Below are 26,484 nucleotides of genomic sequence, written 5' to 3' on the forward strand. Positions count from 1 at the left end.
GCTTTTGGAGGCGCGGACGGGGTGTCCGCGCTGTTTCCCCATTCAATATGCGGGGCGCATGAACAGGCGGCGCCTGCTGGAGAGAGTCAATGCAAGTTTCGGTTGAGGCGGGTGAGGGACTTGAGCGTCGATTGAAGGTCGATTTGCCCTTCGAGCAACTCGCTGAAGAAGTCGAAAAGCGTCTGCAGAAGTACGCGCGCAGTGCGCGGTTGCCGGGCTTTCGGCCGGGCAAGGTGCCCATGAAGGTCCTGCGCCAACGCTACGGCGAGCAACTTCATCATGAGGTTCTGGCCGATATGGTGCAGTCGAGCCTCGTGGAGGCTTTCGAGACGGAGTCGCTCCACCCAGTCGGCATGCCGCGTATCGAGCCGGATTTCGACCTGCAGGAGCAGCGTGTCGGCTTCACGGCGATCTTCGAGGTCATGCCTGAGTTCGAACTGGCGTCGCTCTCCGGTCAGGTCGTCAAGCGTCCGGTCAGCGAGGTGACTGACGCTGACCTGAGTGCCATGATCGAGCGCTTGCGCGAGCAGCGTAAGACATGGGTCGAGGTCGAGCGGTCCTGCCAAGCGGGTGACCAGGTCACCGTTTCCTTCGTCGGCAAGCTGGATGGGGAGGCGTTCGAGGGTGGCTCGTCGACCGGTTTCAAGGTCGAGCTGGGTTCGGGACGCATGATCCCAGGTTTCGAAGACGGTCTGGCGGGTGCGAGTGCCGGTGAGACGCGTACCCTGGATCTGACCTTCCCAGACGACTACAAGTCAGAGCAGCTCGCGGGCAAGCCCGTTCGCTTCGAGATCACCGTCGATGCCGTCGCCGAGGCGCGCGTGCCCGACGTGGACGGCGACTTCATCAAGGCATTCGGCGTCGAGGACGGCGATATCGAGCGCTTCCAATCGGACGTGCGTGCCAACATGGAACGGGAATTGAAAGAGCGCCTCAAAGCCCGCACTAAAGAGCAGGTGATGAACGTCCTCTTCGAAGTCAATACGTTCGACGTGCCCGCAGCCATTGTTGAGCAGGAGACCAAGGCCATGATCGAGCAGATGCAGCAGGCGCTCGGCGGTGGTTCCATGCAGCTCCCGCCTCAACTCTTCGCGGAAGCCGCCCGACGCCGCGTCGCCCTGGGCCTGATCATGGGCAAGATGGTCAAGGAGAACGGAATCGAAGTGGATGCAAACCGCGTCCGCGAGATGGTGGAGCAGATGGCCGCGACCTACGAAGAGCCGCAGACGGTTATCGACTACTACTATGGCGATACGTCGCGCCTGAGCCAGGTGGAGACCTTGGTGCTCGAAGATCAGGTCATCGAGCTGGTGTTGGAGCGTGTGACGATTGAGGACGAGCCTCTGTCCTTCCACGAGTTGACGCAGGGCGAGACGGCGGGCACGCTCGCTGGGGCCTAGGGCGGGCGCGCAGCGTTCAGGCTCGACGCTCGGCACTGCGCCAAGTTGATATCGATCAATGAATACCGATCAATGAATACAGGGCAATGATGCACCCCATGAGCACACCTTCGAGTCGTACTGATTGGCAGCCGCAGGGTCTGGGTCTGGTTCCCATCGTCGTCGAGCAGACCGCCCGCGGCGAGCGTTCCTTCGACATCTATTCGCGCCTGCTCAAGGAGCGCGTGATCTTTCTGGTGGGGCCGGTCGAAGACCACATGGCGAATCTGGTGGTGGCTCAGCTGCTCTTCCTGGAATCAGAAAATCCGGATAAGGACATCCACCTCTATATCAATTCACCGGGCGGCTCGGTGACCGCCGGTCTGGCGATCTACGACACCATGTGTTTCATCCGGCCGGATGTCAGCACCATGTGTATCGGTCAAGCAGCGAGCATGGGTGCGTTGCTCCTGGCGGGCGGTGCCGCCGGCAAGCGCCATTGTCTGCCGCATTCGCGCATGATGATCCATCAGCCGCTTGGCGGCTTCCAGGGTCAGGCGAGCGACATCGACATCCATGCGCGGGAGATCCTCTACATCCGTGAGCGCTTGAACGAGATCCTCGCCGCGCACACCGGGCAGTCGATCGAGAAGATCGCCGACGACACCGAGCGCGATCGCTTCATGGGCGGCGAGGAGGCCCAGGCCTACGGCTTGATCGATAAGGTGATCACCGAGCGCGGTCCGGCGCCGACGAAGACCTGAGTGCAAGGGGTCCGAGAAGGGCTTCGGTCGAGCCGGATCGCGGCGCGCGTGTCAGCGGCACTTGAGCTTGATGTGCACCAGAATTGTGACGCTCCACAAAGCCTGCGTTTAACCGTCTTGCCATATATGCCTAAATGATTATGATTGAGATGGCCTCACTCGGGAATGCTGGACCTGCATCCCCCATCGACCCCCCGGAGACCTACCCCCGATGAGTGGAAACAATCACGGCAAGAGCGACGAAGGCAAGCTGCTCTACTGTTCATTCTGCGGTAAGAGCCAGCACGAAGTCCGCAAACTCATCGCCGGTCCCTCCGTCTTCATCTGCGATGAGTGCGTCGAGCTCTGCAACGACATCATCCGCGAGGAGATGCAGGAAAGTGTCGGGGAGACCACCAATCATCTCCCAAAGCCGCGCGAGATCAACGGGCGTCTCGATGAGTTCGTGATTGGCCAGGAGAAGGCGAAGAAAGTCCTCTCCGTCGCTGTCTACAACCACTACAAGCGGCTCGAGGTGGCGGAAGCGAAGGAAGATATCGAGATCGCCAAGAGCAACATCCTGCTCATCGGCCCGACCGGATCGGGCAAGACGCTCTTGGCTGAGACCCTGGCGCGGCTGCTGAATGTGCCCTTCACGATCGCCGACGCGACCACGCTGACCGAGGCGGGCTATGTCGGCGAGGATGTCGAGAACATCATCCAGAAGCTGCTGCAGAAATGCGACTACGACGTCGAGAAGGCGCAGACGGGTATCGTCTACATCGACGAGATCGACAAGATTTCGCGTAAGTCCGACAACCCCTCGATTACGCGCGATGTCTCGGGCGAAGGTGTCCAGCAGGCACTGCTGAAGCTCATCGAAGGGACCATCGCCTCTGTTCCACCTCAGGGTGGGCGTAAGCATCCGCAGCAGGAGTTCCTGCAGGTCGATACCTCGAACATCCTCTTCATCGTTGGCGGTGCCTTTGCCGGTCTCGACAAGGTGGTTCAGAATCGTTCCCGCAAGACTGGGATCGGCTTCTCCGCCGAGGTCCATAGCAAGGGCGATGGTCGGCAGATCAGCGAACTGCTGAGTGCTGTCGAGCCCGAGGACCTGATCCGTTACGGTCTCATTCCCGAGTTCGTCGGCCGGTTGCCGGTCATGGCGACGCTCGAGGAACTCGACGAGGCGGCGCTCATGCGGATTCTGACCGAGCCCAAGCATGCCCTGGTCAAGCAGTATGCGAGGCTCTTCGAAATGGAGGGCGTGCAGCTCGAAATCCGCGAGGACGCCCTGCGCGAGATCTCCCGCAAGGCGATGGAGCGCAAGACGGGCGCCCGCGGTCTGCGCACCATCATGGAGCAGGTGTTGTTGGACACCATGTACGATCTGCCGTCGATGGATCATGTGGGCAAGGTCGTGATCGATGCCTCCGTCATCAACGGAGAGAACAAGCCGTTCCTCATCTATGAAGGCGTTGAGAAGCAGGCCGCGGCCGCTGATTGAGCCGATTCTTTCCAGGCTGCAAGCCGAGATCTAGCCAAGGTCCGCCGCTCGCCGACGAGGGCGGCGGCGGTCGTTGAAGCGGGCGCTGGCTGCCCCGATCCTTTGATCATTCCCACAATATCGGTGTCGCTGCCGGCTCCCACCCATCGCGCCCTCTGGGGCCGGGTCGGGTGCTCGGCTCGGTGATGCTCGATCCAACGAGAACGGGTCCCCATGGCGCTACAGAATTCAGCTTCAAACCCCGAGCGACTGATTCCGCAGGAAGTTCCTGTCCTGCCTCTGCGCGACGTCGTCGTTTATCCGCATATGGTCATCCCGCTCTTCGTGGGGCGCGACAAGTCGATCCGCGCCCTCGATGGTGCCATGGCGAGTGACAAGCAGATTCTGCTGATTGCGCAGAAGAGCGCGGATGTCGATGATCCGGAGGTCAAAGACCTGCACGAGATCGGCACCCTCGCCAACATCCTCCAACTGCTCAAGCTGCCGGACGGGACCGTGAAGGTTCTGGTCGAAGGCAATCAACGGGCGCATATCGACCGCTTCGTCACGACCGAAGAGTCCTTCTCCGCGATCATCCAGCCCATGGACGAGACGCTGGAGATCGACGAGCGTGAGCAGGAGGTGCTGATGCGCTCGGCGATGACGCTCTTCGATCAGTACGTCAAGCTGAACAAGAAGGTGCCGCCCGAGGTCTTGACCTCGTTGGCCAGCATCGATGATGCGGGTCGGCTCGCGGACACCATGGCTGCCCACATGTCGCTGAAACTCGACGAGAAGCAGCGTGTGCTTGAGATGGTGGACGTCCAGGTCCGGCTCGAGCACCTCATGGGGCTGATGGAGTCCGAGAACGACATCCTGCAGATGGAGAAGCGCATCCGCGGGCGTGTGAAGCGCCAGATGGAGAAGAATCAGCGCGAGTACTATCTCAACGAGCAGATGAAGGCCATCCAGAAGGAGTTGGGTGAACTCGAGGAGGCCCCGAACGAGATCGAGGATCTGGCCAAGCGGATCGAGGCCGCGGGCATGCCGCGCGAGGCCAAGGATAAGGCTCAGTCCGAGCTCAACAAGCTGAAGCTGATGTCGCCCATGTCGGCCGAGGCGACCGTGGTGCGCAACTACATCGACACGCTGGTGAGCGTGCCCTGGAAGAAGCGAACCCGTATCCGCAACGACATCAAGGTTGCCGAGGCGGTGCTCGACAAGGACCACTATGGTCTGGAGCGCGTCAAGGAGCGCATCCTCGAGTATCTGGCCGTGCAGCAGCGCGTGCGCAAGCTCAAGGGCCCCATCCTCTGCCTGGTCGGACCTCCGGGTGTCGGCAAGACGTCTCTGGGCCAATCGATCGCCCGTGCGACCAACCGCAAGTTCGTGCGCATGTCCCTCGGCGGCGTGCGCGACGAGGCGGAGATTCGCGGCCATCGTCGCACCTATATCGGTGCGCTGCCCGGCAAGATCATCCAGAACCTCTCCAAGGCCGCCTCACGCAACGCCTTCTTTTTGCTCGACGAGATCGACAAGATGGCGATGGACTTCCGTGGCGACCCGGCGTCCGCGCTGCTGGAAGTCTTGGATCCGGAGCAGAATCACACCTTCGTCGATCACTACCTGGAGGTAGACTTCGACCTCTCCGAGGTGATGTTCGTCGGCACCGCGAACACCCTGAACATCCCGCCCGCGCTGCTCGACCGCATGGAGGTGATCCGGCTGTCTGGCTACACGGAGGATGAGAAGGTCGCCATCGCGGAGAAATACCTCGTCCCCAAGCAGACCAAGAACAACGGTCTTCGCTCCGGGGAACTGGTCATCCGTGAGAGCGCCCTGCGCGACATCATTCGTCACTACACGCGCGAGGCTGGCGTGCGCAACTTGGAGCGTGAGATCTCCAAGATCTGTCGGAAGGTGGTGAAGGAGGTCCTGCTCAAGAAGCGCGACGCGCCGACGACCGTTTCGGCCAAGACGCTGGAGAAGTATCTCGGTGTGCAACGCTACCGCTACGGTCGCGCCGACGAGCACGATCAGATCGGTCAGGTGACTGGTCTCGCCTGGACGGAGGTCGGCGGGGAACTGCTGCGGATCGAGTCCGCGCTGGTCCCTGGAAAGGGCAAGTTCACCTACACGGGTCAACTCGGCGATGTCATGCAGGAGTCGATTCAAGCGGCCATGACCGTGGTGCGCGCGCGCGCGGATGCCCTGGGCGTGCCGCCTGATTTCCATAATCAATTCGACATCCATATCCACGTGCCCGAGGGGGCGACCCCGAAGGATGGTCCGAGTGCGGGCGTAGCCATGTGCACGGCCCTGGTCTCGGCCCTCACCAAGATTCCGGTCCGCTCCAGTGTCGCCATGACGGGCGAGATCACCCTGCGTGGCGAGGTGCTCCCGATCGGTGGGCTCAAGGAGAAGCTACTGGCTGCCCACCGGGGCGGCATCGAGACGGTGATCATCCCGCTCGAGAACGAGCGCGATCTCACCGAGATCCCGAAGAATATCAAGCAGCACCTGAAGATCCATCCTGTCCGCTGGATCGATGAGGTGCTCGACCTGGCGTTGACGGAGCGTCCCGAGGCGGTTTCCGTGAAGGCCGAGGGGGAGGAGCCGCTTGCAGTCGACGACGATGCCCATGAGTCATCGGTCGAAGGGGCGCGAGATCAGGGTGCGCGCCTCCACCACTAATGTGGTGCGCCTGTCCGGCCTCGGTCGGGCGGCGCATCCCAAAAGCTTCGCGTTCGTCTCGCAGCAGGCAACGCGTGCGGCTGATGTGTTTATAATCCCGTTCTCGGTTTGTGTCGGGAATGGATGTTCGGTTGTCTGTGTGCTGGGCGGATCCCTTCGGGCTTAAGTCCTGTTGCCCCTGGTGGGCTGTCCGTCATAGCATGCTAACCCGATTCGCGCTGCCGTTTGATTGGGCTGATCTTGGCGTAAGCCGTCCCTATTGTCTGTGTCCGATCCGGGCTGGACGGGAGGTCTCCCGCTATCGCAGTGAACTTGGCTATCAATAAGGCTCTCAACAGGGGTTCTAAGGGGAAATAAATGAATAAGTCGGAGCTCATCGAAAAAATGGCGGAAGCCGCTGATATCTCCAAGACGGCTGCGGCACGTGCCTTGGACGCCTTCACGGATTCGATCGCCATTGCTCTGAAGGAAGGGGACACGGTGTCGCTGATTGGCTTTGGCACCTTCGCCGTCAAGGAGCGCGCGGCACGTACTGGCCGCAATCCACAGACCGGCGCAGCCATCGAGATCAAGGCTTCGAAAACACCTTCATTTAAGGCTGGCAAAGCCCTGAAGGACGCTGTACAATAGTCGCTCGTCTGAAGGGTGCTTAGCTCAGCTGGGAGAGCATCGCCCTTACAAGGCGAGGGTCGCAGGTTCGAGCCCTGCAGCACCCACCAAAATCCGGAGCGGTAGTTCAGTTGGTTAGAATACCGGCCTGTCACGCCGGGGGTCGCGGGTTCGAGCCCCGTCCGCTCCGCCATCTGTGAGAAAACGGGGTATCCTTTGGATACCCCGTTCTTTTTTGTACATCCCCTTCATTCTGTCGGCCGAATTGCCATGCTTCAGACCATCCGTGACCGCGCTCAAGGCTGGATTGCTTGGGCTATCGTAATTCTGATCAGTATTCCCTTCGCGCTTTGGGGGATTCAGTCCTACCTTGACGTCGGCGGCGAGCCGATCGCGGCAACCGTCAATGGGGTCGAGATCCCCGCTCGCGACTTGGACCGGCGCGTCCAGCAGTCCCGGCTCGAGCTCAGAGAGCGTCTCGGCGCGGCCTATGATGCGGCCGCATTCGATGACAAGCAGCTTCGCCGTGAAGTGCTCGATGACATGATCCAGGAGACGCTGCTGCTGAACGAGGTCCGACAGCTCGGACTCAGGGTTGCGGATCAGGATGTTCAGATCCAGATCCTCGCGGATCCCGCGTTCCAGAAGGACGGTCGGTTCGATAAGGAGACTTACGAGCGGCTGCTCAAGTATCAGGGCTTGTCCCCGGCGATGTATGAGGCGCAGATGCGCCAGCGCATGGCTGCCGGCCAGTTGGCCCGTGCCGTCTCGGCGAGCGAGGTGACGACGCCCTACGAGATGGAGCAGTATCAACGCCTGATGAATCAGAAGCGCGAGCTGAGCTATGTCAAGCTCCCGCTGTCCGACTACCAGACCGATGCGCCCATCGACGACGCTGAGGTTTCCGCCTTCTATGACGCCAATCCGGCGCGCTTCCAGTCGCCCGAGCAGGTCAAGTTGGACTATCTGGTGCTCGATGTGGAGTCTCTAGCCCCGAAGGTCGAGGTCGGCGAGGAAGATCTGCGCCAGGCCTACGAGGCCGACAAGGCGCGCTTTGCGCAGCCGGAGCGTCGCAACGTGCGACATATCCTTCGCAAGGTGTCGGAGGATGCCGACGACGCGACGGCGAAGGCCGCCCTGGACGAGCTCCAGGGGATTCGCGCGCGCATCCTCGCGGGCGAATCCTTCGAGGAACTGGCAAAGGAGTCTTCCCAGGATCCGGGCAGCGCGACCAACGGTGGCTCTCTCGGCGTCATCGAGTCGGGCATCATGGTCCCGGCCTTCGATCAGGCGGCTTTTGCGCTCGAGAAGGGCAAGATCTCGGAGCCGGTGCGCACGCAGTTCGGCTACCACATCATCGAGGTGACCGAGATCATCCCGTCGCAGACCAAGCCGTTCGAAGAGGTGCGCGATCAATTGCGCGCGGAGCTCTCGAAGCAGCGCGCGGACGGACTCTACTACGACATTGGCGAGCGGCTGGCCAGCCTGAGCTATGAATCGCCGGACAGTCTCGAGCCGGCGGCCGAGGAGTTGGGACTCAGCGTCCAGCATAGCGACTGGATCAGTCGCGACGGTGGCGGCGAGGGCATTCTCGCAGAGCCCAAGGTAATTGCGGCGGCCTTCAGCGACGAGGTGCGCGGACAGGGACTCAATAGCGACATGATCGAGCCGGAGCGGGATCGTCTCCAGGCCGTCGTGCTGCGTGTCGCCGATCATCGTGAGGCATCGGTCAAGCCCTTGTCCGAGGTTCGCGACGAGATCCTTGCCGAGATCAAGAAGGCCAAGGCCAAAGAAGCGGCTGCCGCGGCGGCGGAGTCCATTGCCGAGAAGCTGCGTCAGTCCTCGGACTGGGCAGTCGTCGACGCCGCGCTCAAGCCGGAGTCTCCGGGGCTGGTCGGTCGCAGGGCGCCCGAAGTGCCCGCGGCCGTGCTGGACGCCGCCTTCAAACTGCCGGCGCCGGCGGATGGCGGCGTCACGGTGGGGACGGCGACACTGGATGATGGCGATGCCGTCGTCGTCCGTCTCGCCCGGGTCGAGGATGGCGAGGTCAAGCCGAGCCAAGACGGCAAGCCCGCGCCGGAGTCCTTCCTGCTGACCCAGATCATGGGCAGACAGCTATCCGAGGACATGCTCAAGGATATGGAAAGCCGGGCGGATATCGAGCGCAAAGCCGTGGAGACCGGCGATTCGCTGTGATGTCATCCTGATCCCAGTTGTGAGGACGGCGCCAAACTAGGCGCCGTTTTTGCGTCTGGAGACTCCCGTTGGTGCTTGTGCGCGTTGCCAGCCAGTCGGCCTCTCGATGTTCGCCAGGGCGCTATGGGAAACGATGCGAACTTCCCCGCGCGGCGGTGCGGCTGACTGGGTGGCTGAGACCACTGATTGAGCCTTGATTCCCGTCTCCTCATGTTCTGCTGAGAGAGGTGAGCCATGTACCGGATCCTTCGCCGTCAGGCATTCTCCGAGATCACCTTCCTGTGGGAGGTCCTCGCCCCAGACGTGGCGCGTGCCGCGCAGCCCGGACAGTTCTTGATGCTGCGATTGCGCGAGGGCGGCGAACGCATCCCGCTCACCGTCGCGGACTTCGATCGGGAGAAGGGCACCATCACCATGGTCATCCAGGCGACTGGAAAGACCACGCATGAGATGGCCAGCCACTACGCGGAGGGCGACCAGTTCGTCGATTTCGTGGGACCTCTCGGCCGGCCTCAGCACATCGAGCGGGTCGGACATGTGGTCCTCGTGGGGGGCGGTCTTGGCGTGGCGCCGATCTATCCCCAGCTGCGTGGCTTCAGGGAGGCGGGAAACCGCACCACTGGCATCATCGGCTTTCGCGCGCGGCCGCAGATGTTCTGGGAAGACAAGTTCCGCGACCAGTGCGATCGGCTCATCGTCTGCACGGACGACGGCAGCTATGGCCGCGCCGGCTTCGTCACGGAGGCATTGCGGGAGGTCCTCACGCAGGATCCGCCGGATCTGGTCGTGGCCATTGGCCCGCTGCCGATGATGAATGCCTGTGTGGAGACGACCCGCCCATTCGGCGTCAAGACCATGGTGAGCCTCAATACCATCATGGTCGACGGGACCGGGATGTGCGGCTCCTGTCGCGTCAGCATCGACGGCCAGACCCGATTCGCCTGCGTCGATGGCCCGGACTTCGACGGCCACCAGGTCGACTTCGCCGAGCTCATGGCGCGGCAGCTGCGCTTTCGCAACGAGGAGGCGCGTGCCCGAGAGGACTACGCGCACATCTGCCAACTCGAGCGCGCGCTCTTCGAGGAAGAGAAGCGTAACTACAAGAAAATCAAGGATCTCGCCCCCAAGCAGACCCCGATGCCGGAGCGCGACCCGCGCGAGCGTGCGCGCCATTTCCAGGAGGTGAATCTCGGCTACGAGCTGGAGATGGCGTTGCGGGAGGCTGAGCGCTGCCTGCAGTGCGCCAAGCCCAAATGTGTCGCCGGCTGCCCGGTGCAGATCGATATCCCGGGCTTCATCCGTCACCTCCTGGTGCGCGATATCGACGGCGCGGCGGCGGTGATTCGCCAGTCCAACGCTTTCCCCTCCATCTGTGGGCGCGTCTGTCCTCAAGAGACTCAGTGCGAGGCCCAGTGCATCATCACGGCCAAGGTCGAGCCGGTCGCCATCGGTCGGCTCGAGCGCTTCGTCGGCGATCACGCGGGGCGGCCGCGGGTCGAGCCGCTCCGCGTCGGGCGGAAGCTCGGCAAGGTGGCCATCTGCGGTGCCGGTCCGGCCGGCCTGGCCGCGGCGGCGGACCTGGTGAAGTATGGCTGCGAGGTGACCGTCTACGAGGCGCTCCATGTGGTCGGCGGCGTGCTCCAGTACGGGATCCCAGCCTTCCGCCTGCCGCGCGACATCATCGCGCGCGAGGTTCAGCAACTGCGGGATCAAGGGGTCGAGATCGTAACCAATAAGGTGATCGGTCGAACCTTCACGGTGCCGCAGCTCATCGATGAGATGGGCTATGACGCCGTCTTCCTGGGTGTTGGCGCGGGCGCGCCCAGCTTTCTCGGTATCCCTGGAGAGAATGCCGCCACCGTCTACAGCGCCAACGAATTCCTCACCCGTGTCAACCTCATGGGAGGCGACAGATTCCCCTATTGCGATACCCCCATCCGTGTCGGTCAGAGCGTGGTGGTGGTCGGCGCCGGCAATACGGCGATGGACTGTCTGCGCGTTGCCAAGCGGCTCGGCGCGGAGCGCGTGACCTGCGTCTATCGGCGCTCCGAGGCCGAGGCGCCGGCCCGCATCGAAGAGATCCGTCACGCCAAGGAGGAGGGGATCGCGTTCCTCTTTCTCCACGGACCCATCGAAGTCCTGACTGACGCCGAGGGCAATGTGACCGGCATGAAGGTCGAGCGCATGGCGCTGGGCGAACCGGACGAGCGCGGACGGTGCACGCCCATGCCCACCGGCGAGCGGTGCGACATCGACTGCGACACCGTCATCTCCGCCTTGGGGACCAGGGCCAACTCGATCGTCACCGAGTCTTCGCCCGATCTCGCGGTCGGTCCACGGGGGCACATTGCGGCGGACGACGGCCAGATCGACTCGACCCAGGCAACCAATCTGCCCGGCGTTTTCGCGGGCGGCGACATCGTCACGGGCGGCGCGACGGTGATCCTGGCCATGGGAGCCGGACGGCGCGCCGCCAGGTCCATCGCGACCTATCTGCATCTGGACAAGAAGTGGCCCATCACAGCCGCCGACGTCGGGAGCTGCGCGTCCCTCTTGGCTGGGGCGGATCGGCTACCGATGCGCCCCGAGACGGACGGGCCTCCACCCACTGGCGGGCCGATCTGCCCCAAGTGCCACCAGCCACTGGATGAGGGTGAGGAGGCCTACATCTGCTGTGCGGGCGCCCGCCTGGAGTGGCGCTGCCACGAGTGCGGCAAGGTGAGCGAGGGCTTTGCCTTCCCCTACGGCCAGTGTCCCGAGTGCGGCGGGCGCTTGAAGCCGCTCGATCCGCATCAGATCGAGGGGCCCGCGGCGTTGGAGGCGATTCGGACCGCCTTCGAGATCGAACTCGGCGGCATGGCCTTCTACCGGCGGGCTGCGGAGGACACGCGGGATGCCGCGCTGAGGGAGTTGTTCGGGCGATTCGCGGGTATGGAGGCGGAGCACATGGCGACCCTTGCCCGCCGCTATCACGTCGAGGTTCCGCCGCCTGCCGACGGCTTTCATGTGGATCGGGCCGCCATCTATGCGGGAATCGGCAGTCACCCCGAAGATCCGATCAACCTCTTTCGGATCGCGATTGCCTGCGAGGAGCGGGCCGTCAGCTTCTTCACGGAGCGTGGCGCACAGGTGCCTGAGGGCTCGCCGGAGGCCGAACTCTACCGGGAGCTGGCGGCCGAAGAGCGCGAGCATGTCGCACTGCTGCGCACTGAGCTTCAGCGCTATCGGCAGGGTCAGCCCGGGCTATTATCACGCATCGATTTCACCGATCAGGACGGTGGCGCTCCCGCGTCGGTCCCGCGCGTCCCTCACTGACCCTGGCAGGGCGCGGGCTGGCCTTCATTCCGGCGCGCTCGGAACCACACCCTCCGGCGCGGAGTGCCGCCGATAGCATCCAGGGGATATCCCGCAACCCCGCTGAGAGCGGTTGAATTTCCCGGCCGCATCCGTCAATCTGCGTCGGGCGCCCGGGTTGTGCAGGTTGCTCGGCGACCGTGCAAGCTGCGCGGATCGCACCGGGGCAGAAGACAACGAGAACATCCTCGGTCGTCTGCTCTGGGGTGTGAAGAGGGCCGCAACTCGGCAGCCGCTTCCTCCCCAGGCTCTGAGTGGCGACGTGCCGGACGCTCGCCAAGTCTCGACGCCGGTCAATTTCCGGGTCGCGCAGCCATCGCAGCCCCGCACATCGATTCTCGGGCTCCGCCTTGGTCGCGTCCCTAACGCTTCACAGACGAACATCACAAGGCAGAGCATGAGCTACCATTCCATCGTAATGGTCAAACAGGTTCCGGATACGGCGAACATCTCCGGGCAGGTGATGAAGCCGGATGGAACCGTCAACCGCAGTAAGCTCCCGACGATTTTCAATCCCGAGGACAAGGTCGCCCTGGAATTGGCGCTGCAGCTCCGGGATCGCTACGACGGCACGGTGCGCGTGGTGACCATGGGGCCTCTGAAGGCATCGGATTTGCTGAGAGACTGCCTCTACATGGGGGCCGACGAGGCCATTCTCGTCAGCGACCGCAAGTTCGCCGGCGCGGACACCCTCGCCACCTCCTATGTGCTCGCGGAGACCCTGCGCAAGTTGGCTCCCTACGACATCATCTTCGCCGGTCGCCAGGCGATCGACGGCGATACCGCCCAGGTCGGTCCCCAAACGGCGGAGAAGCTGGCGCTTCCCCAGATCACCTATGCCGAGGCGATCCTTGAGGCCAAGGATCGGACCATCACCGTCAGGCGCAAGATCGATCACGGCTTCGAGGTCCTGGAAGGCACATTGCCGCTGCTGATCACCGTGGTGAAGGATGCCGCGACGCCGCGTCCCTTCCGCGCCAAGCGGGTCATGGCCTACAAGAACGCCCGCACCCTGCTCGAGCTCGAGAAGATGGCGGAGGCCAATTCGCTGCTCTACTCGGATCAGCTCAAGGATGAATACGTCTCCAAGGGGCTCTTCATTCCCACGCTGACCGCCGACGACCTGGATATCGACAGCAGCCGGTGCGGCTTGGGCGGCTCACCGACCAAGGTCCATAAGATCGAGTCCGTGGTCCTTGGCGGCAGCACCCATGAGACCATCCCCGCGACGAAAGAGGGGATGTACGGGCTGATCGACAAGCTGATGGACGATCATATCTTCGGATAGACCCCTGTTTCGGATAGGCCCCTGTTTCGGATAGGCCACTATGAGCGACACACAACAAGAAGTCTGGGTATTTATCGAGCAGCGCGAGGGCAAGCCCGCCGAGGTGAGCTTCGAGCTGCTCTCCAAGGGCCGCAAGCTGGCGGAGAGCCTCAACGGCGCGCTGAAGGCGGTGCTCATCGGGCACGACATGCAGGACCTTGCAACGGAGACCTTCCGCTACGGCGTGACCGAGGTTCTGCTGGCGGATCATCCGGAGCTCGCGCACTACAACACGCTGCCCTATAGCCGCATCCTCAGCGAATTGGTCGATGAATATCAGCCGCGCATCGTCCTCTTTGGCGGCTCCTTCATCGGTCGTGACCTGGCGCCACGGGTTGCGTCCCACACGCGCAGCGGCCTGACCGCCGACTGTACGGATCTGCAGATCTCGGACGTGACCTATCTGCGCAAGGACTACGCGCAGCTGCTGCTGCAGATCCGTCCGGCCTTCGGCGGCAACATCATCGCGACCATCATCTGTCCGGACTCGCCCGTGCAGATGGCCACGGTGCGCGAGGGCGTCATGGAGAAGATTCCGCTGGAGCAGCCGGTCGAGGGGCGGATCACGCAGGTGCGCTATGAGCCGGACGACGTCGACCATCTGGTCCGCATCATCGCCAGGCATCACGAGGATTCCAAGGTCAATCTCAAGGCCGCGCCCATCATCGTGTCGGGCGGCTACGGCATGGGCAACTTCCAGAACTTCCAGATCCTCTACGAGCTGGCGCGCGTCATCGGGGGGGAGGTTGCCGGCACGCGCGCGGCGGTCGACGCGGGTTTCATCGACCATGCGCGCCAGGTCGGGCAGACCGGGGTCACGGTGCGGCCCAAGCTCTACATCGCCTGCGGCATCTCCGGGGCGATCCAGCACCGGGCTGGGATGGCCGACTCGAACAAGATCATCGCCATCAACGACGATCCTGACGCACCCATCTTCGGCGTCTGCCACTACGGCATCGTCGGCGATGTGATGGACGTCATCCCGATGCTCATCGACGCCTATAAGCACAAATTAAAGTAGCCGAGCCATGGCCAACTATTTCACCGATAACACTGATCTACTCTTCCATTTCAATCGCCTGAAGCTCGCGGACGTGGTCGAGATGGCCGAGCACGGCTATGCCGAGGCCAAAGAGTACGACTTCGCCCCGGTCGACTATCAGGACGCGCTCGACAACTACCGCAAGGTCCTGGAGATCGTCGGCGACATCACGGCGAACAACGTCGCCCCGCAGGCCGCCGCCGTGGACGAGGAGGGCAGTCATTTCTCCGAGGGCAAGGTCCAGTACGCCAAGGGGATCCAGGAGGCGTTGGAGCAGCTGACCAAGGCGGAGCTCATGGGCTTCACCCTGCCGCGGCGCTACGGGGGGCTCAACATTCCGACCACCATCTATACGATGGCGATCGAAATGGTCTCCCGGGCCGAGGCCTCGCTGATGAACCTCTTCGGTCTGCAGGACATCGCCGAGACCATCAACAAGTACGGCACCGAAGAGCAGCGCCAGGAGTTCCTGCCCCAGTTCGCCAGCGGCGAGGCCACGGGCGCCATGGCCTTGACCGAGCCGGATGCGGGCTCCGACCTGCAGGCCGTCAACATGGTGGCCTACCAGGACGAGTCCGGTCAGTGGCGGCTGAAGGGCGTCAAGCGCTTCATCACCAACGGCAACGCCGAGATCATTCTGGTGCTGGCGCGCTCCGAGCCGGGCACCAAGGACGGCCGGGGCTTGAGTCTCTTTGCCTGCTATGGCAAGGACGACGTCGTGGTGCGGCGCATCGAGAACAAGCTCGGCATCCATGGGTCGCCGACCTGCGAGCTGCAGTTCAACGACACGCCCGCCCAACTCATCGGCAAGCGCAAATTCGGCCTCATCAAGTACGTCATGGACATGATGAACGGGGCGCGACTGGGCGTGGCCGGTCAGGCCCTCGGCATCTCCCAGGCGGCCTATGAGGAGGCGCTGCGCTACGCCAAGGCGCGCGAGCAGTTCGGCAAGAGCATCTACGAGATCCCCGTGGTCACCAATATGCTCATGGAAATCCGCGTGACGCTGGAGAGCGATCGCTCGCTACTCTATGCCGCCTGTCACTGGGTGGACCTGCGCAACAAGCTGGAGGAGCGGATCGAGGCGCTCAAGGCGCAGGGCAAGGACTCGAGCGCCGAGAGCGCCAAGTTCAAGGAGGCGTCCCGCGTCGCGGCCTTGCTTACCCCCATGGCCAAGTACGTGCTCAGCGAGAACGCCAACAGGGTCTCCTATGACGCCCTGCAGATTCATGGCGGCACGGGCTATATGCGGGAGTTCAATGTCGAGCGCCTGACCCGGGATGCGCGCATCACCAACATCTACGAGGGGACCTCGCAGCTGCAAATCGTCGCGGCCATCGGCGGTGTCATCAACGACATCTTCGCCGCCGACTTCGAGGCACGCGAGCAGCGGGAGACGGCCGGCAGTCTGGGACGACTGGCGGATGAGCTGAAGGAGATGCGCGTGCTCTTCCTGGACGCCCTGAAATTCGTCACGGACAAGACCGACAAGCATTTCCAGAGCGTCGCCGCCAAGGAGTTGGTGGAGATCTACTCCTATCTCTATACGGGGTGGCTGCTCATGGACGAGGCGGACGAGGACAACCGCAAGGTCTTCATCGCCCGGCGCTACATCCTGGGCGCGGCAGCCAAGACGCGCGGGAACTGGGAAATCATCAAGAAGGATCTCTACGCCGACCTGCTGCACGCCGAGGACATTCTGATCTGAGCCGCGGCGGCTACCGGGGCGCCTGCCGCGACGTTTCTCGTCGACTGACAGGCTGCGCGGATCGCCAAGGGCTCACAGAGGCGGGACGTGCCGTGCCGGCAGGATTGACAGGCGTTGCTCAGGGCGTCCTGGCGCGCCTGGCCGACCCTGCCAATCCTGTCCGCTCTCAAGCGGACGGGATCGCCGTGCTTGGTGGCGGTTTAGCCGAGGCCGAGGATGTTGAAGCCGGTGTCGACGTAGAGGATATCGCCGGTGATGCCGCTGGCGAGATCGGAGCAGAGGAAGGCGGCGGCGTTGCCGACCTCCTCGGTGGTGACGGTCCGCCGCAGCGGGGTGTGGCGCTCCACCTGTTTGAGCATCGAACGGAAATGCGAGATGCCGGACGCCGCCAGGGTCTGGACCGGACCGGCGGAGATGGCGTTGACCCTGGTGCCCTGGGGACCGAGCGAGGCGGCCAGGTAGCGCACGTTCGCCTCGAGACTGGCCTTCGCCAGGCCCATGACGTTGTAGTAGGGGACGGCCCTGACCGAGCCGAGGAAGGTCATGGTCAGCAGCGAGCCGTTGCGGCCCTCCATCATGCGCCGGCTCGCCTTGGCGAGGGCGGAGAAACTGTAGGACGAGATCTCGTGGGCGGTGAGGAAGCCCTCGCGCGTCAGCCCCTCGACATAGTCGCCCGCCAGCTCATGCTGAGGTGCGAAGGCGACGGAGTGGACGATGACGTCGAGCCCGTCCCAGTGCGCTTCCAGCTCAGTGAAGAGATGCGTGATCTCCCGATCGCTGCTGACGTCGAGGGGGAGCGCGATCGTCGAGCCCAGCTTGGCGGCAAATTCCTCCACCCGTGTCTTGAGTTTGTCGTTCTGGTAGGTCAGGGCGATCTCGGCGCCTTCCCGGCGCATGGCCTGGGCGCAGCCCCATGCGATGGAGCGGTTGCTCGCGACGCCCGTGATAAGAACCTTCTTGCCTTGTAGGAAACCCATTGTTGATCGTCTCTTGCGGTCGGTTGTGGGCGCATTGGATGCGCGCTCAGTGGTTTGGTGAGGATAGTATTGGTCGATCACACCCCAATGTGGCGCGTAACAGTACCGAAACTTGTGGGTCGACGGAAGGGTATGCCGGGAGCATGCGGTTTGAGTGAGAAGATCGGGTTATGGCTGCTCGGCTTGCTGTCCCTGGGGCTGACGGGATGCGGCGATGGGATTTGGAATACCCCCTATTCAAGCGCGGATGCCCAGGGCAATACCTACTACAGCTCCTTCGCCGAACGCCCCAAGCATCTGGATCCAGCGCGCTCCTACAATTCCAACGAGTATGCCTTCCTGGCGCAGATCTACGAGCCCCCTCTGCAGTACCATTTTCTCCTGCGCCCCTATCGGCTGGTGCCGCTCTCGGCCGCCGAGGTGCCGGTTCCGTCCTATTTCGACGCCGCCGGCGCACCCCTGCCCGAGGATGCCAGTGCCGCCGAGATCGATCATAGCGACTATGTGATCCGGATCCAGCCCGGCATCCGCTTTCAGCCGCATCCCGCCTTCGCCAAGGATGCCGATGGGCGCTCCGTCTATCACGCACTGCAGCGCGCCGACCTCGACGGCATCAACCGCCTCTCGGACTTCGCCGAGGTTGGCACGCGCGCGGTGACTGCGGAGGACTTCGTCTATCAGATCAAGCGCTTGGCGGCGCCCTGGTCGCATTCGCCCATTTCCGGCGTGATGCAGCAGCATATTCGCGGTTTCGGCGCACTCTCCGCCTCACTGGAGGGCATCGACGCGCGCGACGAGCTCGCGCGTGTCCAAGCCTTGCGCCAGGCGCGCATCGCGGGTGTCGAGGTGCTCGACCCCCTAACCTTCAAGATCAGGGTTGAGGGCAAGTATCCGCAGTTCAGCTACTGGCTCGCCATGCCCTTCCTTGCGCCCGTGCCCTGGGAGGCGGATGTCTTCTATGCGCAGCCCGGGATGGCTGAGCGCAACATCAGCCTCGACTGGTACCCTGTCGGCACCGGACCCTACATGCTGAGCGAGAACAACCCGAATCTGCGCATGACGCTCGATCGCAATCCCAACTTCCATGGCGAGCGCTATCCGAGCCAAGGCATGCCGGAGGACGCCGGCAGCGGTATCCTCGCCGATGCGGGCAGGCCGCTGCCCTTCATCGACCGGGCCATCTATAGCCTGGAGAAGGAAGATATTCCGCGCTGGAACAAGTTCCTTCAAGGCTACTTCGATAGCTCGGGCATCTCGTCCGACGCCTTCGATCAGGCGGTCCAGATCGATGCCCAGGGCGAGCCGATCCTCACGGATGCGATGCGCGGGCAGGGGATCGAGCTATTGACCGCCGTCGAGCCATCCGTCTTCTACATGGGCTTCAACATGCTCGACCCCGTGGTGGGTGGGGAGTCTCAGCGGGCTCGGCTCTTGCGGCGCGCCATCTCCATCGCCATGGACTATGAGGAGTTTATCTCCATCTTCGCCAACGGCCGAGGTCTGGTCGCTCAAGGGCCGATTCCGCCCGGCATCTTCGGGCACCGAGAAGGGGAGGCGGGTATCAATCCATTCGTCTACGCGTGGCGCGATGGCCGGCCGGTCCGCCGCGGTCTGGACGAGGCACGCGTGCTCATGGAGCAGGCCGGCTATCCGGGCGGCGTCGATCGCGAGACGGGGCGGGCACTTTCCATCAACTACGAGGCGGCGGCGACTGGTCCCGACGATCGCGCGCGTCTGAACTGGATCCGCAAGCAGTTCGCCAAACTCGGCATCGAGCTGGTCATCCGCTCGACGGACTACAACCGCTTTCAGGAGAAGATCCGCAACGGCACCGGCCAGGTCTTCATGTGGGGCTGGAACGCCGACTATCCGGATCCCGAGAACTTCCTCTTTCTGCTCTATGGCCCCAATGGCAAAGTCGAGCACCAGGGAGAAAACGCCTCCAACTATGCCAATCCCGAATTCGACCGCCTCTTCGATGCCATGAAATTCATGGAGGACGGACCCGAGCGTCAGGCCCTGCTCGATCGCATGGTCGAAATCGCGCGCACGGATGCCCCCTGGGTCTGGGGCTTCTTCCCCAAGGCCTTCAGTCTCCATCATCAGTGGCTCTACAACGCCCATCCCAACCAGATGGCAAACAATACACTCAAGTATCGCCGGATCGATCCAACGCTGCGCGAGAGGCTGCGGCGCGCGTGGAATGCGCCAATCCTCTGGCCGCTATGGGGGCTGGGGGGCGTGGTTCTCCTGTTGGTGGTCCCCGCCTGGTGGATGGTGCGCCGACGCGAGCGGAGCACCGCCCTGTGACGGCCTACATCCTGCGTCGCGTGCTCTATGCCATCCCCATTCTGATCGGCGTCAATCTGATCACCTTTCTGCTCTTCTTCGTGGTCAACTCGCCCGACGACATGGCGCGTATGCACCTGGGCCAAAAGCGGGTCACCACCGAGGCGATCGAGGGGTGGAAGGCGGAGCACGGCTACGACAGACCGCTCGTCTACAATCCCGCCGCGCCTGGGTTGGCGAGCCTGACGGACACCATTTTCTTCCAGAAATCGGTCAAACTCTTTGCCTTCCAGTTCGGCTCCTCGGATGACGGTCGCGATATCGGCTACGACATCTCGCAACGCATGTGGCCAAGCCTTGCGATCGCCGTCCCCGTGCTGATCCTTGGGCTTGCCTTCAACATCAGCTACGCCCTCTTCATCGTGTTCTTCAGGGCGACCTATATCGACATCGGCAGTGTGGTGCTCCTGGTGGGCATGCTGTCGGTCTCGAGCCTCTTCTACATCATCGGCGGCCAGTTCGTCCTCAGCAAGGTCTTCCACCTGGTCCCCATCTCCGGCTACGACCAGGGGCTGGATGCCTGGAAATTCCTGATCCTGCCGGTCATCGTCGGGGTCGTCGGCGGCATCGGCTCCGGGACGCGCTGGTACCGCACGCTCTTCCTGGAGGAGATCGCCAAGGACTACGTGCGCACGGCGCGGGCCAAGGGTCTCGGCGAGCGCTTCGTGCTCTTTCGCCATGTGCTGCGCAACGCCCTCATCCCCATCCTGACCGGCGTCGTCGTGGTGCTGCCGCTGCTCTTCATGGGCAGCCTCATCACCGAGTCCTTTTTCGGCATTCCGGGCTTGGGCAGCTATACCATCGATGCCATCAGCAATCAGGATTTCGCCATCGTGCGCTCCATGGTCTTCCTGGGGGCCGTGCTCTACATCCTGGGGCTGATTCTGACCGACATTTCCTACACCCTGGTCGATCCACGGGTCCGGCTGCAATGAGGACGCCGACGGCATGCCCTTGATCCCAGTCGTCCTCTGGACCGATGCCCTCGTCTTCGTGCTGTTGGCGCTGGGGGGCGCCTTTGCGCTCTATGCCTCGCGCCACGAGCATCTGCGTGACCCCTGGCGGCGCGTGGTGCGCTCGCGCGTCGGCGTTGCCACCTTGGTCGTCCTCATGGCCTATGCGCTCGTCGGCTTCTTGGATACGGTTCATCTGCGACTCAAACAGGGACCACAGCCCGGCGTCGAAGAGACGCGCTATGCCCCCGAGGTACTGAGCCTGCTGGATCTGGCGCTCGGCGGTCTGCGCGAGCGGCAGGAGAAGACCTACTCGGCGCCCTTCGCGACCCATCTCTACGTCAAAGAGGCGATCGATCAGCCGGATGGCCGTGTCGTTCGCGACTATCCCCGGCTGCTCCATGCTGGTGCGCACTTGCAGGATCCGCAACGTCAGCGTGGGCTGGACATCGCCTGGCGCACGCTGGTCGGCCTGGTCGAAGGACTGATCGCCTGGATCCTTCTCTGCTTCGGCATCTTCTGGCTGCTCGCGCGGCGTTGGGGCGTCGCCCTGTCCGAGGTCAGGCGCCGCGTGCTCGCGGGCGAGACCCATGTGCCTTGGCGAACGGCCCTGGGGGCCTTGGGAGTGGTCATCCTGCTGGGCTTCGTCGCGGGCGAGCTGGCGCGCGAGTACCACATCCTTGGCACCGACAAGGTGGGTGAGGACGTCTTCTATCAGACGCTCAAGAGCATTCGCACGGGCCTGCTGATCGGAACCCTGACTACGCTGGTCATGCTGCCCGCCGCCATCTTGCTCGGCATTGCCGCCGGCTACTTTCGCGGCTGGGTCGATGACCTCATCCAATACCTTTACACCACGCTCAACTCCATCCCCGGCGTGCTGCTGATCGCGGCCGTGATCCTCATGCTGCAGGTCTACATGAGCAATCACGCCGACGCCTTCGAGAGTCTGGTGGAGCGCGCCGACTTGCGCCTGCTCTTTCTCTGCCTGATTCTGGGCGTCACCAGCTGGACTGGGCTCTGCCGCCTGTTGCGCGGGGAGGCGCTCAAGCTGCGCGAGATCGACTATGTGCAGGCGGCCCAGTCGCTGGGCGTCGGGCATTTCACCGTGATCGCCCGACACATCCTGCCCAACGTCATGCACATCGTCCTCATTACCCTGGTCTTGGATTTCAGTGGACTCGTCCTCGCCGAGGCCGTGCTCTCATACGTCAACATCGGTGTCGATCCGACCATGAACAGCTGGGGGAACATGATCAACAGCGCACGCCTGGAGCTGGCTCGCGACCCCGTGGTCTGGTGGTCGCTGGCCGCCGCCTTTCTCTTCATGTTCACACTGGTGCTTGCCGCCAATCTCTTCGCCGACGTGGTGCGCGATGCCTTCGATCCGCGGCTGCGGCAGGCGGGGGCCTGAACGGAGAGCGGCAGTGGACAGATTTCGCGAGCCGCTTCCCACAGCCCCAACCTGACACCTGACACCTGACACCTGACACCTGACACCTGACACCTGACACCTGACACCTGACACCTGACACCTGCCAACTGCCAACTGCCAACTGCCAACTGCCAACTGCCAACTGCCAACTGCCAACTGAAAACTGCCCCATGCCCCAACCCCTGCTCGAAGTCGAAGGCTTGACCACCCTGCTTGGCGACCCCAATCGGCCAGCGCGAGCCGTCGATGGGTTGGATTTGCGCATTCAGTCTGGCGAGACCTTTGCCCTGCTGGGCGAGTCGGGCTGCGGCAAGTCCATGACGGCCCTGAGTCTGATGCGGCTGCTCCCGCCATCCGCGCGGATCACGGCGGGCGCGGTGCATTTCGGATCGAGCGATCTTCTGCGTCTGACCGAGGCGCAGATGCGTCAGGTGCGCGGCGGGCGGATGGCGATGATCTTTCAGGAGCCGCAGACCTCGCTGAATCCAGTGCTGACGGTCGGGGATCAGATCGCCGAGGCGGTGCGCATTCACGAGGGTCGGTCCCGCGCCCAGGTGCCGGCCCGCGTGGTGGAGCTTCTGCGCGCGGTCGGCATTCCCGATCCCGAGCAGCGGGTCAGCGAGTACCCGCATCAGCTCTCCGGCGGTATGAAGCAGCGCATCATGATCGCCATGGCATTGGCGGGCGACCCAGAGCTGCTGATCGCGGACGAGCCGACGACAGCCCTGGACGTGACCATCCAGGCCCAGGTCCTGCGTCTCTTGAAAGATCTGCAGCGCGATACGGGCATGGCCGTGCTCCTCATCACCCACGACCTTGGGGTCGTCGCCGAGACGGCCGATCGTCTGGCGGTAATGTACGCCGGTCACATCGTCGAGACGGCGACTGCCCTCGACTTCTTCGCCCATCCGGCTCACCCCTACAGCCGCAAGCTGCTGGAGAGTCTGCCCGGCGCCGAAAAACGCAGCGGCCGGCTCGCGGTGATTCCAGGCCGTGTTCCTCGTCTGGACACCGTTTTCCAGGGCTGCCGGTTCGCCGATCGTTGTGACGCCGTCATGGACGTCTGTCGGATGCACGCGCCGCGCTGGCTCCAGGTCGCGGAAGGGCAGGGCGTTCGCTGTGCGCTTTGGGATACCGACGTGATGGCGGGGATATCCGGCAAGGCGGCGGCAGGGCACAGCCCTTCGGTGTCGCCGCCTGGCCCGGCTGACACAGCCCGCTCCGAGTCGGCCTCGGCGGTGGACCAGCCCTTGCTGAGCGCCACGGGGCTGCAAGTCCATTTCCCCATTCATCGCGGCGCCCTGCGTCGGGTGGTTGGGCATGTGCGCGCCGTCGATGGCCTCTCCATGGCGTTGAGCGCCGGGCGCACGCTGGCCCTGGTCGGTGAGTCCGGCTGCGGCAAGACGACCGCCGGCAAAGGCATCCTGCAGCTCATCGCGCCGACCGGCGGCTCGGTTCGCTATTTGGGCCACGAGCTCATGGGCCTCGGCAATCGGCGGATGCGCCCCTTTCGCAAGGATCTGCAGATCGTCTTCCAGGATCCCTTCGCCTCCATGAATCCCCGCATGCTGGTGGGCGACATCATCGGCGAGGGGCTCCAGGCACTGGGGATCGAGAAGCGCCGCCCGGCCAGAATGCGCCGCGTTGCCGAGTTGCTCGAGCTGGTCGGGATGGATCCCGAGGCGGCGAGCCGCTATCCGCATGAGTTCTCCGGCGGCCAGCGCCAACGCATCTGCATTGCCCGCGTACTCGCGGTGGAGCCGCGCATCATCGTCTGCGATGAGCCGACGAGTGCCCTCGACGTTTCGGTCCAGGCGCAGATCCTCAATCTCTTGAAGGATCTCCAGGATCGGCTCGGGCTCGCCTACCTCTTCATCACCCACGACATCTCCGTGGTTGCCTACTTGGCGCACGAGGTCGCCGTGATGTACCTGGGGCGGGTCGTCGAGCGCGGCCAGGTCGATGAGATCCTGGACGATCCACGCCATCCCTACACGCGGGCGCTGCTCTCCGCCGTTCCCGTGGTGGATCCCGAGAAACGCCGCAGCGTCATCCGACTGGAGGGCGACATGCCCTCGCCGAGTCATCCGCCTCAAGGGTGCCACTTCCATCCGCGCTGTCGGCAGGCCTTCGAGACCTGTCGACGCAGCTATCCGGATGAGCTCAGACTGAGCGCGACGCGCTCGGTGCACTGCCACCTGGCGGCCGAGGTCTGACGCGCAAATCTTTGCGCGCGCGCATGACGAACCGAGTGCCGATCGCTTGCGGCAGGGGATGCCGCTTGGGGGCCGTGCGCCGTTTCGCGAAGCGCTCGTCGGCTCTGCGTGCGTAGTGCTTGCGCTTTTCCAGACCCCGACGTATGGTTTCGCGACGAAAATCGCGACCGCCTCAATGGGGCGAGCGTCCATTTCAGACGGTCAATGACAACGGCTTCAGGATGAACAAGGTCAAGAAGATTCTCTGTATCCACCCTGAGCCCGCCGAGCTTCGCATCAGCGCGCTGCTGAATCGACAGGGGATCGCGGTCGATCTGACTGAGGCCTCGCGTGCGGATGCGATCACAGCGGCACTTGCCCAGCCGCAGTGGTGGGATCTGATCCTGTGCGACGCCGATACCTTCTTCGAGAAGGATATCGCCAGCCGCTTCGACCCCGTGCAGGGCCGCATCGACGCCTCGCTCGTCCTGCTCAAGTCCGCGTCGAGCGGACCGACGCCCGTCGAGGGCTATGGCTGTGGGGCGGCTGACGTGGTCGATCGCCAGGATGTCGATCACCTGCTCATGGTCTGTGAGCGTGAGATCAAGAACGCCGTTACGCGCAAACAGCTGCGGCAGCTCAGACACTCCGTCGCCGTCCCGGACGCGGACGGCGGCGTTCACGTCGCGCTCGCAACCATCAAGGATCTCGCCAAGTCCGCGAGTTCGGCGGGCGCCGGTGCGGCAGGGGAGGATGCCGGCGCGTCCGAGCCCCTGGCGCTGGATCGCATCCGCTCGCTCATCGATGCCGGCGGCTTGGTGCTTGAGTACCAGCCCATCATCTCCTTCAAGGCCAACGAAGAGCATCGCAACATGTTCGAGACCTTGGTCCGCTTGAAGGACGAGTCCGGACGCATGCTGCTGCCCGACTCCTTCCTGCCGATCGCCGCCACCGCGGGCTGGATGCCGAGGATCGATTTGTGGATCTGCCGTCAGGCGATCGCCGTGCTCGAGCAGATGCAGGCGGGCGGTGCGCGCGATGCGACCCTGTTCGTCAATCTCGCGAACGAGACGCTGCGTTCCGAACAGCAGGTTCGCGCGATCGGCGCCTTCGTCACCGCCGCGCATCTTGCGCCGGGTTCCATCGTCGTCGAGGTCCGCAAGTCCGCCTTTCTGGAGGCGGCCGAGGGTCTCAACCGCTTGGCCTCCATGCTCCAAGTCAAGCGTCATGGTTTGCTGGTCGAAGATCCAAAACTCGACGACTGCGAGTTCTTGGAGGCGCGTCGCGGTCTGATCACTCACGTCAAACTCTCGCGCGCGACGACGCAGGGATTGGTCGAGGGAAGCGCCTCGCAGCTCGCACTCAACAATTTCGTGCGTTGCGCGCACAAAGAGGGCATGCGCGTCATTGCGCTGGCTGTCGAGAGCGCGGATCTTCTGCCCATCCTGTTCGCCGCGGGCGTGAACGCCATCCAGGGCAATTTCACCAGCATGCCGAACCAAGAGCTGATGTATCCGAGTGTGAGGATGATCGACTCTGGCCTTTTCGGTTAGGTGCCGACCCCGTTCAAGCACGCGAGCGCCGAGCGACCTTGGTGCGCTACATGGAATAGGCGCTTTCGCGTCGCAATGGCGCGACTGACACCTGGCGGCCCGGCTGGGTCGAGCGCGTAGGATGGGCAAAGCCCGCGCGATGCGCCTCGTTCGGAGCGCCGAGGGACGACGGGCGTGCCCATCATCCCAGCGCAGTGCCTTGCAGGATGGGCACGTCCGCCCAGCGTCGAGGTTAGGCTCAAGCTCCGAGCGCGGACTTTGCCCCTCCTACCGCCCCGCGCCTTTTTGGGCGTCGATCATCCTTCGGTTGCGCCAGGCAAAGCCTGGAAGGAGAGGAAGATAGCGAACGGATAAGCGAATCGGAAACTCCTTGTTGCGGCCCACCGGGTGAAAGTCCCGAGCCGGTAAGGATTGGCCATCCACCGGAACCGAGTGTGGCGTGGTGCGGGAGTGATCCCGCCTGCGAAGCGAACACAGGGGGCGT

General features: G+C 63.6%; 16 protein-coding genes and 2 tRNA genes. 17 read left to right on the forward strand and 1 reads right to left on the reverse strand.

Annotated features, from left to right (window positions below):
• Positions 1–89: 89 nt before the first annotated feature.
• The 12 genes from tig to CKO23_RS08570 all read left to right on the forward strand — a co-directional run bounded on the left by tig (position 90) and on the right by CKO23_RS08570 (position 16,538).
• Positions 90–1,400 (forward strand): trigger factor, encoded by a 1,311-nt coding sequence (gene tig / locus CKO23_RS08515; protein WP_200330018.1) that lies wholly within the window; start codon positions 90–92, stop codon positions 1,398–1,400.
• A gap of 98 nt (positions 1,401–1,498) precedes the next feature.
• Positions 1,499–2,143 carry an ATP-dependent Clp endopeptidase proteolytic subunit ClpP gene (clpP, locus tag CKO23_RS08520; RefSeq protein WP_200330020.1) on the forward strand — a complete coding sequence of 215 codons (645 nt, stop codon included), beginning with the start codon at positions 1,499–1,501 and terminating at the stop codon, positions 2,141–2,143.
• Positions 2,144–2,354: 211 nt separating this feature from the next.
• Positions 2,355–3,629, forward strand: a complete 1,275-nt coding sequence (gene clpX / locus CKO23_RS08525; protein ID WP_200330022.1) for an ATP-dependent Clp protease ATP-binding subunit ClpX — start codon at positions 2,355–2,357, stop codon at positions 3,627–3,629.
• Positions 3,630–3,842: 213 nt separating this feature from the next.
• On the forward strand, positions 3,843–6,302 hold the full coding sequence (gene lon / locus CKO23_RS08530) for an endopeptidase La (RefSeq protein WP_200330024.1): 2,460 nt from the start codon (positions 3,843–3,845) through the stop codon (positions 6,300–6,302).
• A 357-nt stretch (positions 6,303–6,659) separates the two neighbouring features.
• A complete protein-coding gene (locus tag CKO23_RS08535) occupies positions 6,660–6,932 on the forward strand; it encodes an HU family DNA-binding protein (protein WP_200330026.1) in 273 nt (90 codons plus the stop codon).
• 13 nt (positions 6,933–6,945) lie between these two features.
• Positions 6,946–7,021: transfer RNA gene (locus CKO23_RS08540), tRNA-Val, on the forward strand.
• Between the two features lie 6 nt (positions 7,022–7,027).
• Positions 7,028–7,104, forward strand: a tRNA-Asp gene (locus CKO23_RS08545).
• A 77-nt stretch (positions 7,105–7,181) separates the two neighbouring features.
• Positions 7,182–9,107, forward strand: a complete 1,926-nt coding sequence (locus CKO23_RS08550) for a SurA N-terminal domain-containing protein (protein ID WP_200330028.1) — start codon at positions 7,182–7,184, stop codon at positions 9,105–9,107.
• A gap of 234 nt (positions 9,108–9,341) precedes the next feature.
• Positions 9,342–12,422 carry an NADPH-dependent glutamate synthase gene (gltA, locus tag CKO23_RS08555; protein WP_200330030.1) on the forward strand — a complete coding sequence of 1,027 codons (3,081 nt, stop codon included), beginning with the start codon at positions 9,342–9,344 and terminating at the stop codon, positions 12,420–12,422.
• Positions 12,423–12,858: 436 nt separating this feature from the next.
• Positions 12,859–13,749, forward strand: coding sequence for an electron transfer flavoprotein subunit beta/FixA family protein (locus CKO23_RS08560; protein ID WP_200330032.1), 891 nt, complete (start codon positions 12,859–12,861; stop codon positions 13,747–13,749).
• 40 nt (positions 13,750–13,789) lie between these two features.
• A complete protein-coding gene (locus tag CKO23_RS08565) occupies positions 13,790–14,809 on the forward strand; it encodes an electron transfer flavoprotein subunit alpha/FixB family protein (RefSeq protein ID WP_200330034.1) in 1,020 nt (339 codons plus the stop codon).
• A gap of 7 nt (positions 14,810–14,816) precedes the next feature.
• Complete coding sequence (locus CKO23_RS08570) at positions 14,817–16,538, forward strand: acyl-CoA dehydrogenase family protein (RefSeq protein ID WP_200330036.1); 1,722 nt, start codon at positions 14,817–14,819, stop codon at positions 16,536–16,538.
• A 200-nt stretch (positions 16,539–16,738) separates the two neighbouring features.
• Here the strand turns inward: CKO23_RS08570 and CKO23_RS08575 are convergent, their stop codons facing one another.
• Positions 16,739–17,515 carry an enoyl-ACP reductase FabI gene (locus CKO23_RS08575; protein ID WP_200330038.1) on the reverse strand — a complete coding sequence of 259 codons (777 nt, stop codon included), beginning with the start codon at positions 17,513–17,515 and terminating at the stop codon, positions 16,739–16,741.
• A 150-nt stretch (positions 17,516–17,665) separates the two neighbouring features.
• Here CKO23_RS08575 and CKO23_RS08580 point away from each other — a divergent pair, with 150 nt between their 5' ends.
• The 5 genes from CKO23_RS08580 to CKO23_RS08600 all read left to right on the forward strand — a co-directional run bounded on the left by CKO23_RS08580 (position 17,666) and on the right by CKO23_RS08600 (position 26,000).
• Entirely contained in the window at positions 17,666–19,825 is a 2,160-nt protein-coding gene (locus CKO23_RS08580; protein ID WP_242482303.1) for an ABC transporter substrate-binding protein, read from the forward strand.
• The gene (locus CKO23_RS08585; RefSeq protein ID WP_200330042.1) at positions 19,822–20,799 is read left to right on the forward strand and encodes an ABC transporter permease subunit; all 978 of its coding nucleotides are present in this window, start codon (positions 19,822–19,824) and stop codon (positions 20,797–20,799) included. Before CKO23_RS08580 ends, CKO23_RS08585 begins: the two co-directional genes overlap by 4 nt.
• A 13-nt stretch (positions 20,800–20,812) precedes the next feature.
• Positions 20,813–22,231: an ABC transporter permease gene (locus tag CKO23_RS08590; protein WP_200330044.1), complete on the forward strand. Its 1,419-nt coding sequence runs from the start codon at positions 20,813–20,815 to the stop codon at positions 22,229–22,231.
• Positions 22,232–22,422: 191 nt separating this feature from the next.
• A complete protein-coding gene (locus CKO23_RS08595; protein WP_200330046.1) occupies positions 22,423–24,468 on the forward strand; it encodes an ABC transporter ATP-binding protein in 2,046 nt (681 codons plus the stop codon).
• 221 nt (positions 24,469–24,689) lie between these two features.
• Positions 24,690–26,000: an EAL domain-containing protein gene (locus CKO23_RS08600; RefSeq protein WP_200330048.1), complete on the forward strand. Its 1,311-nt coding sequence runs from the start codon at positions 24,690–24,692 to the stop codon at positions 25,998–26,000.
• Positions 26,001–26,484 lie beyond the last annotated feature (484 nt).

The sequence above is a fragment of the Thiocystis violacea genome, from assembly GCF_016583565.1.
Classification (GTDB): domain Bacteria; phylum Pseudomonadota; class Gammaproteobacteria; order Chromatiales; family Chromatiaceae; genus Thiorhodococcus; species Thiorhodococcus violaceus_A.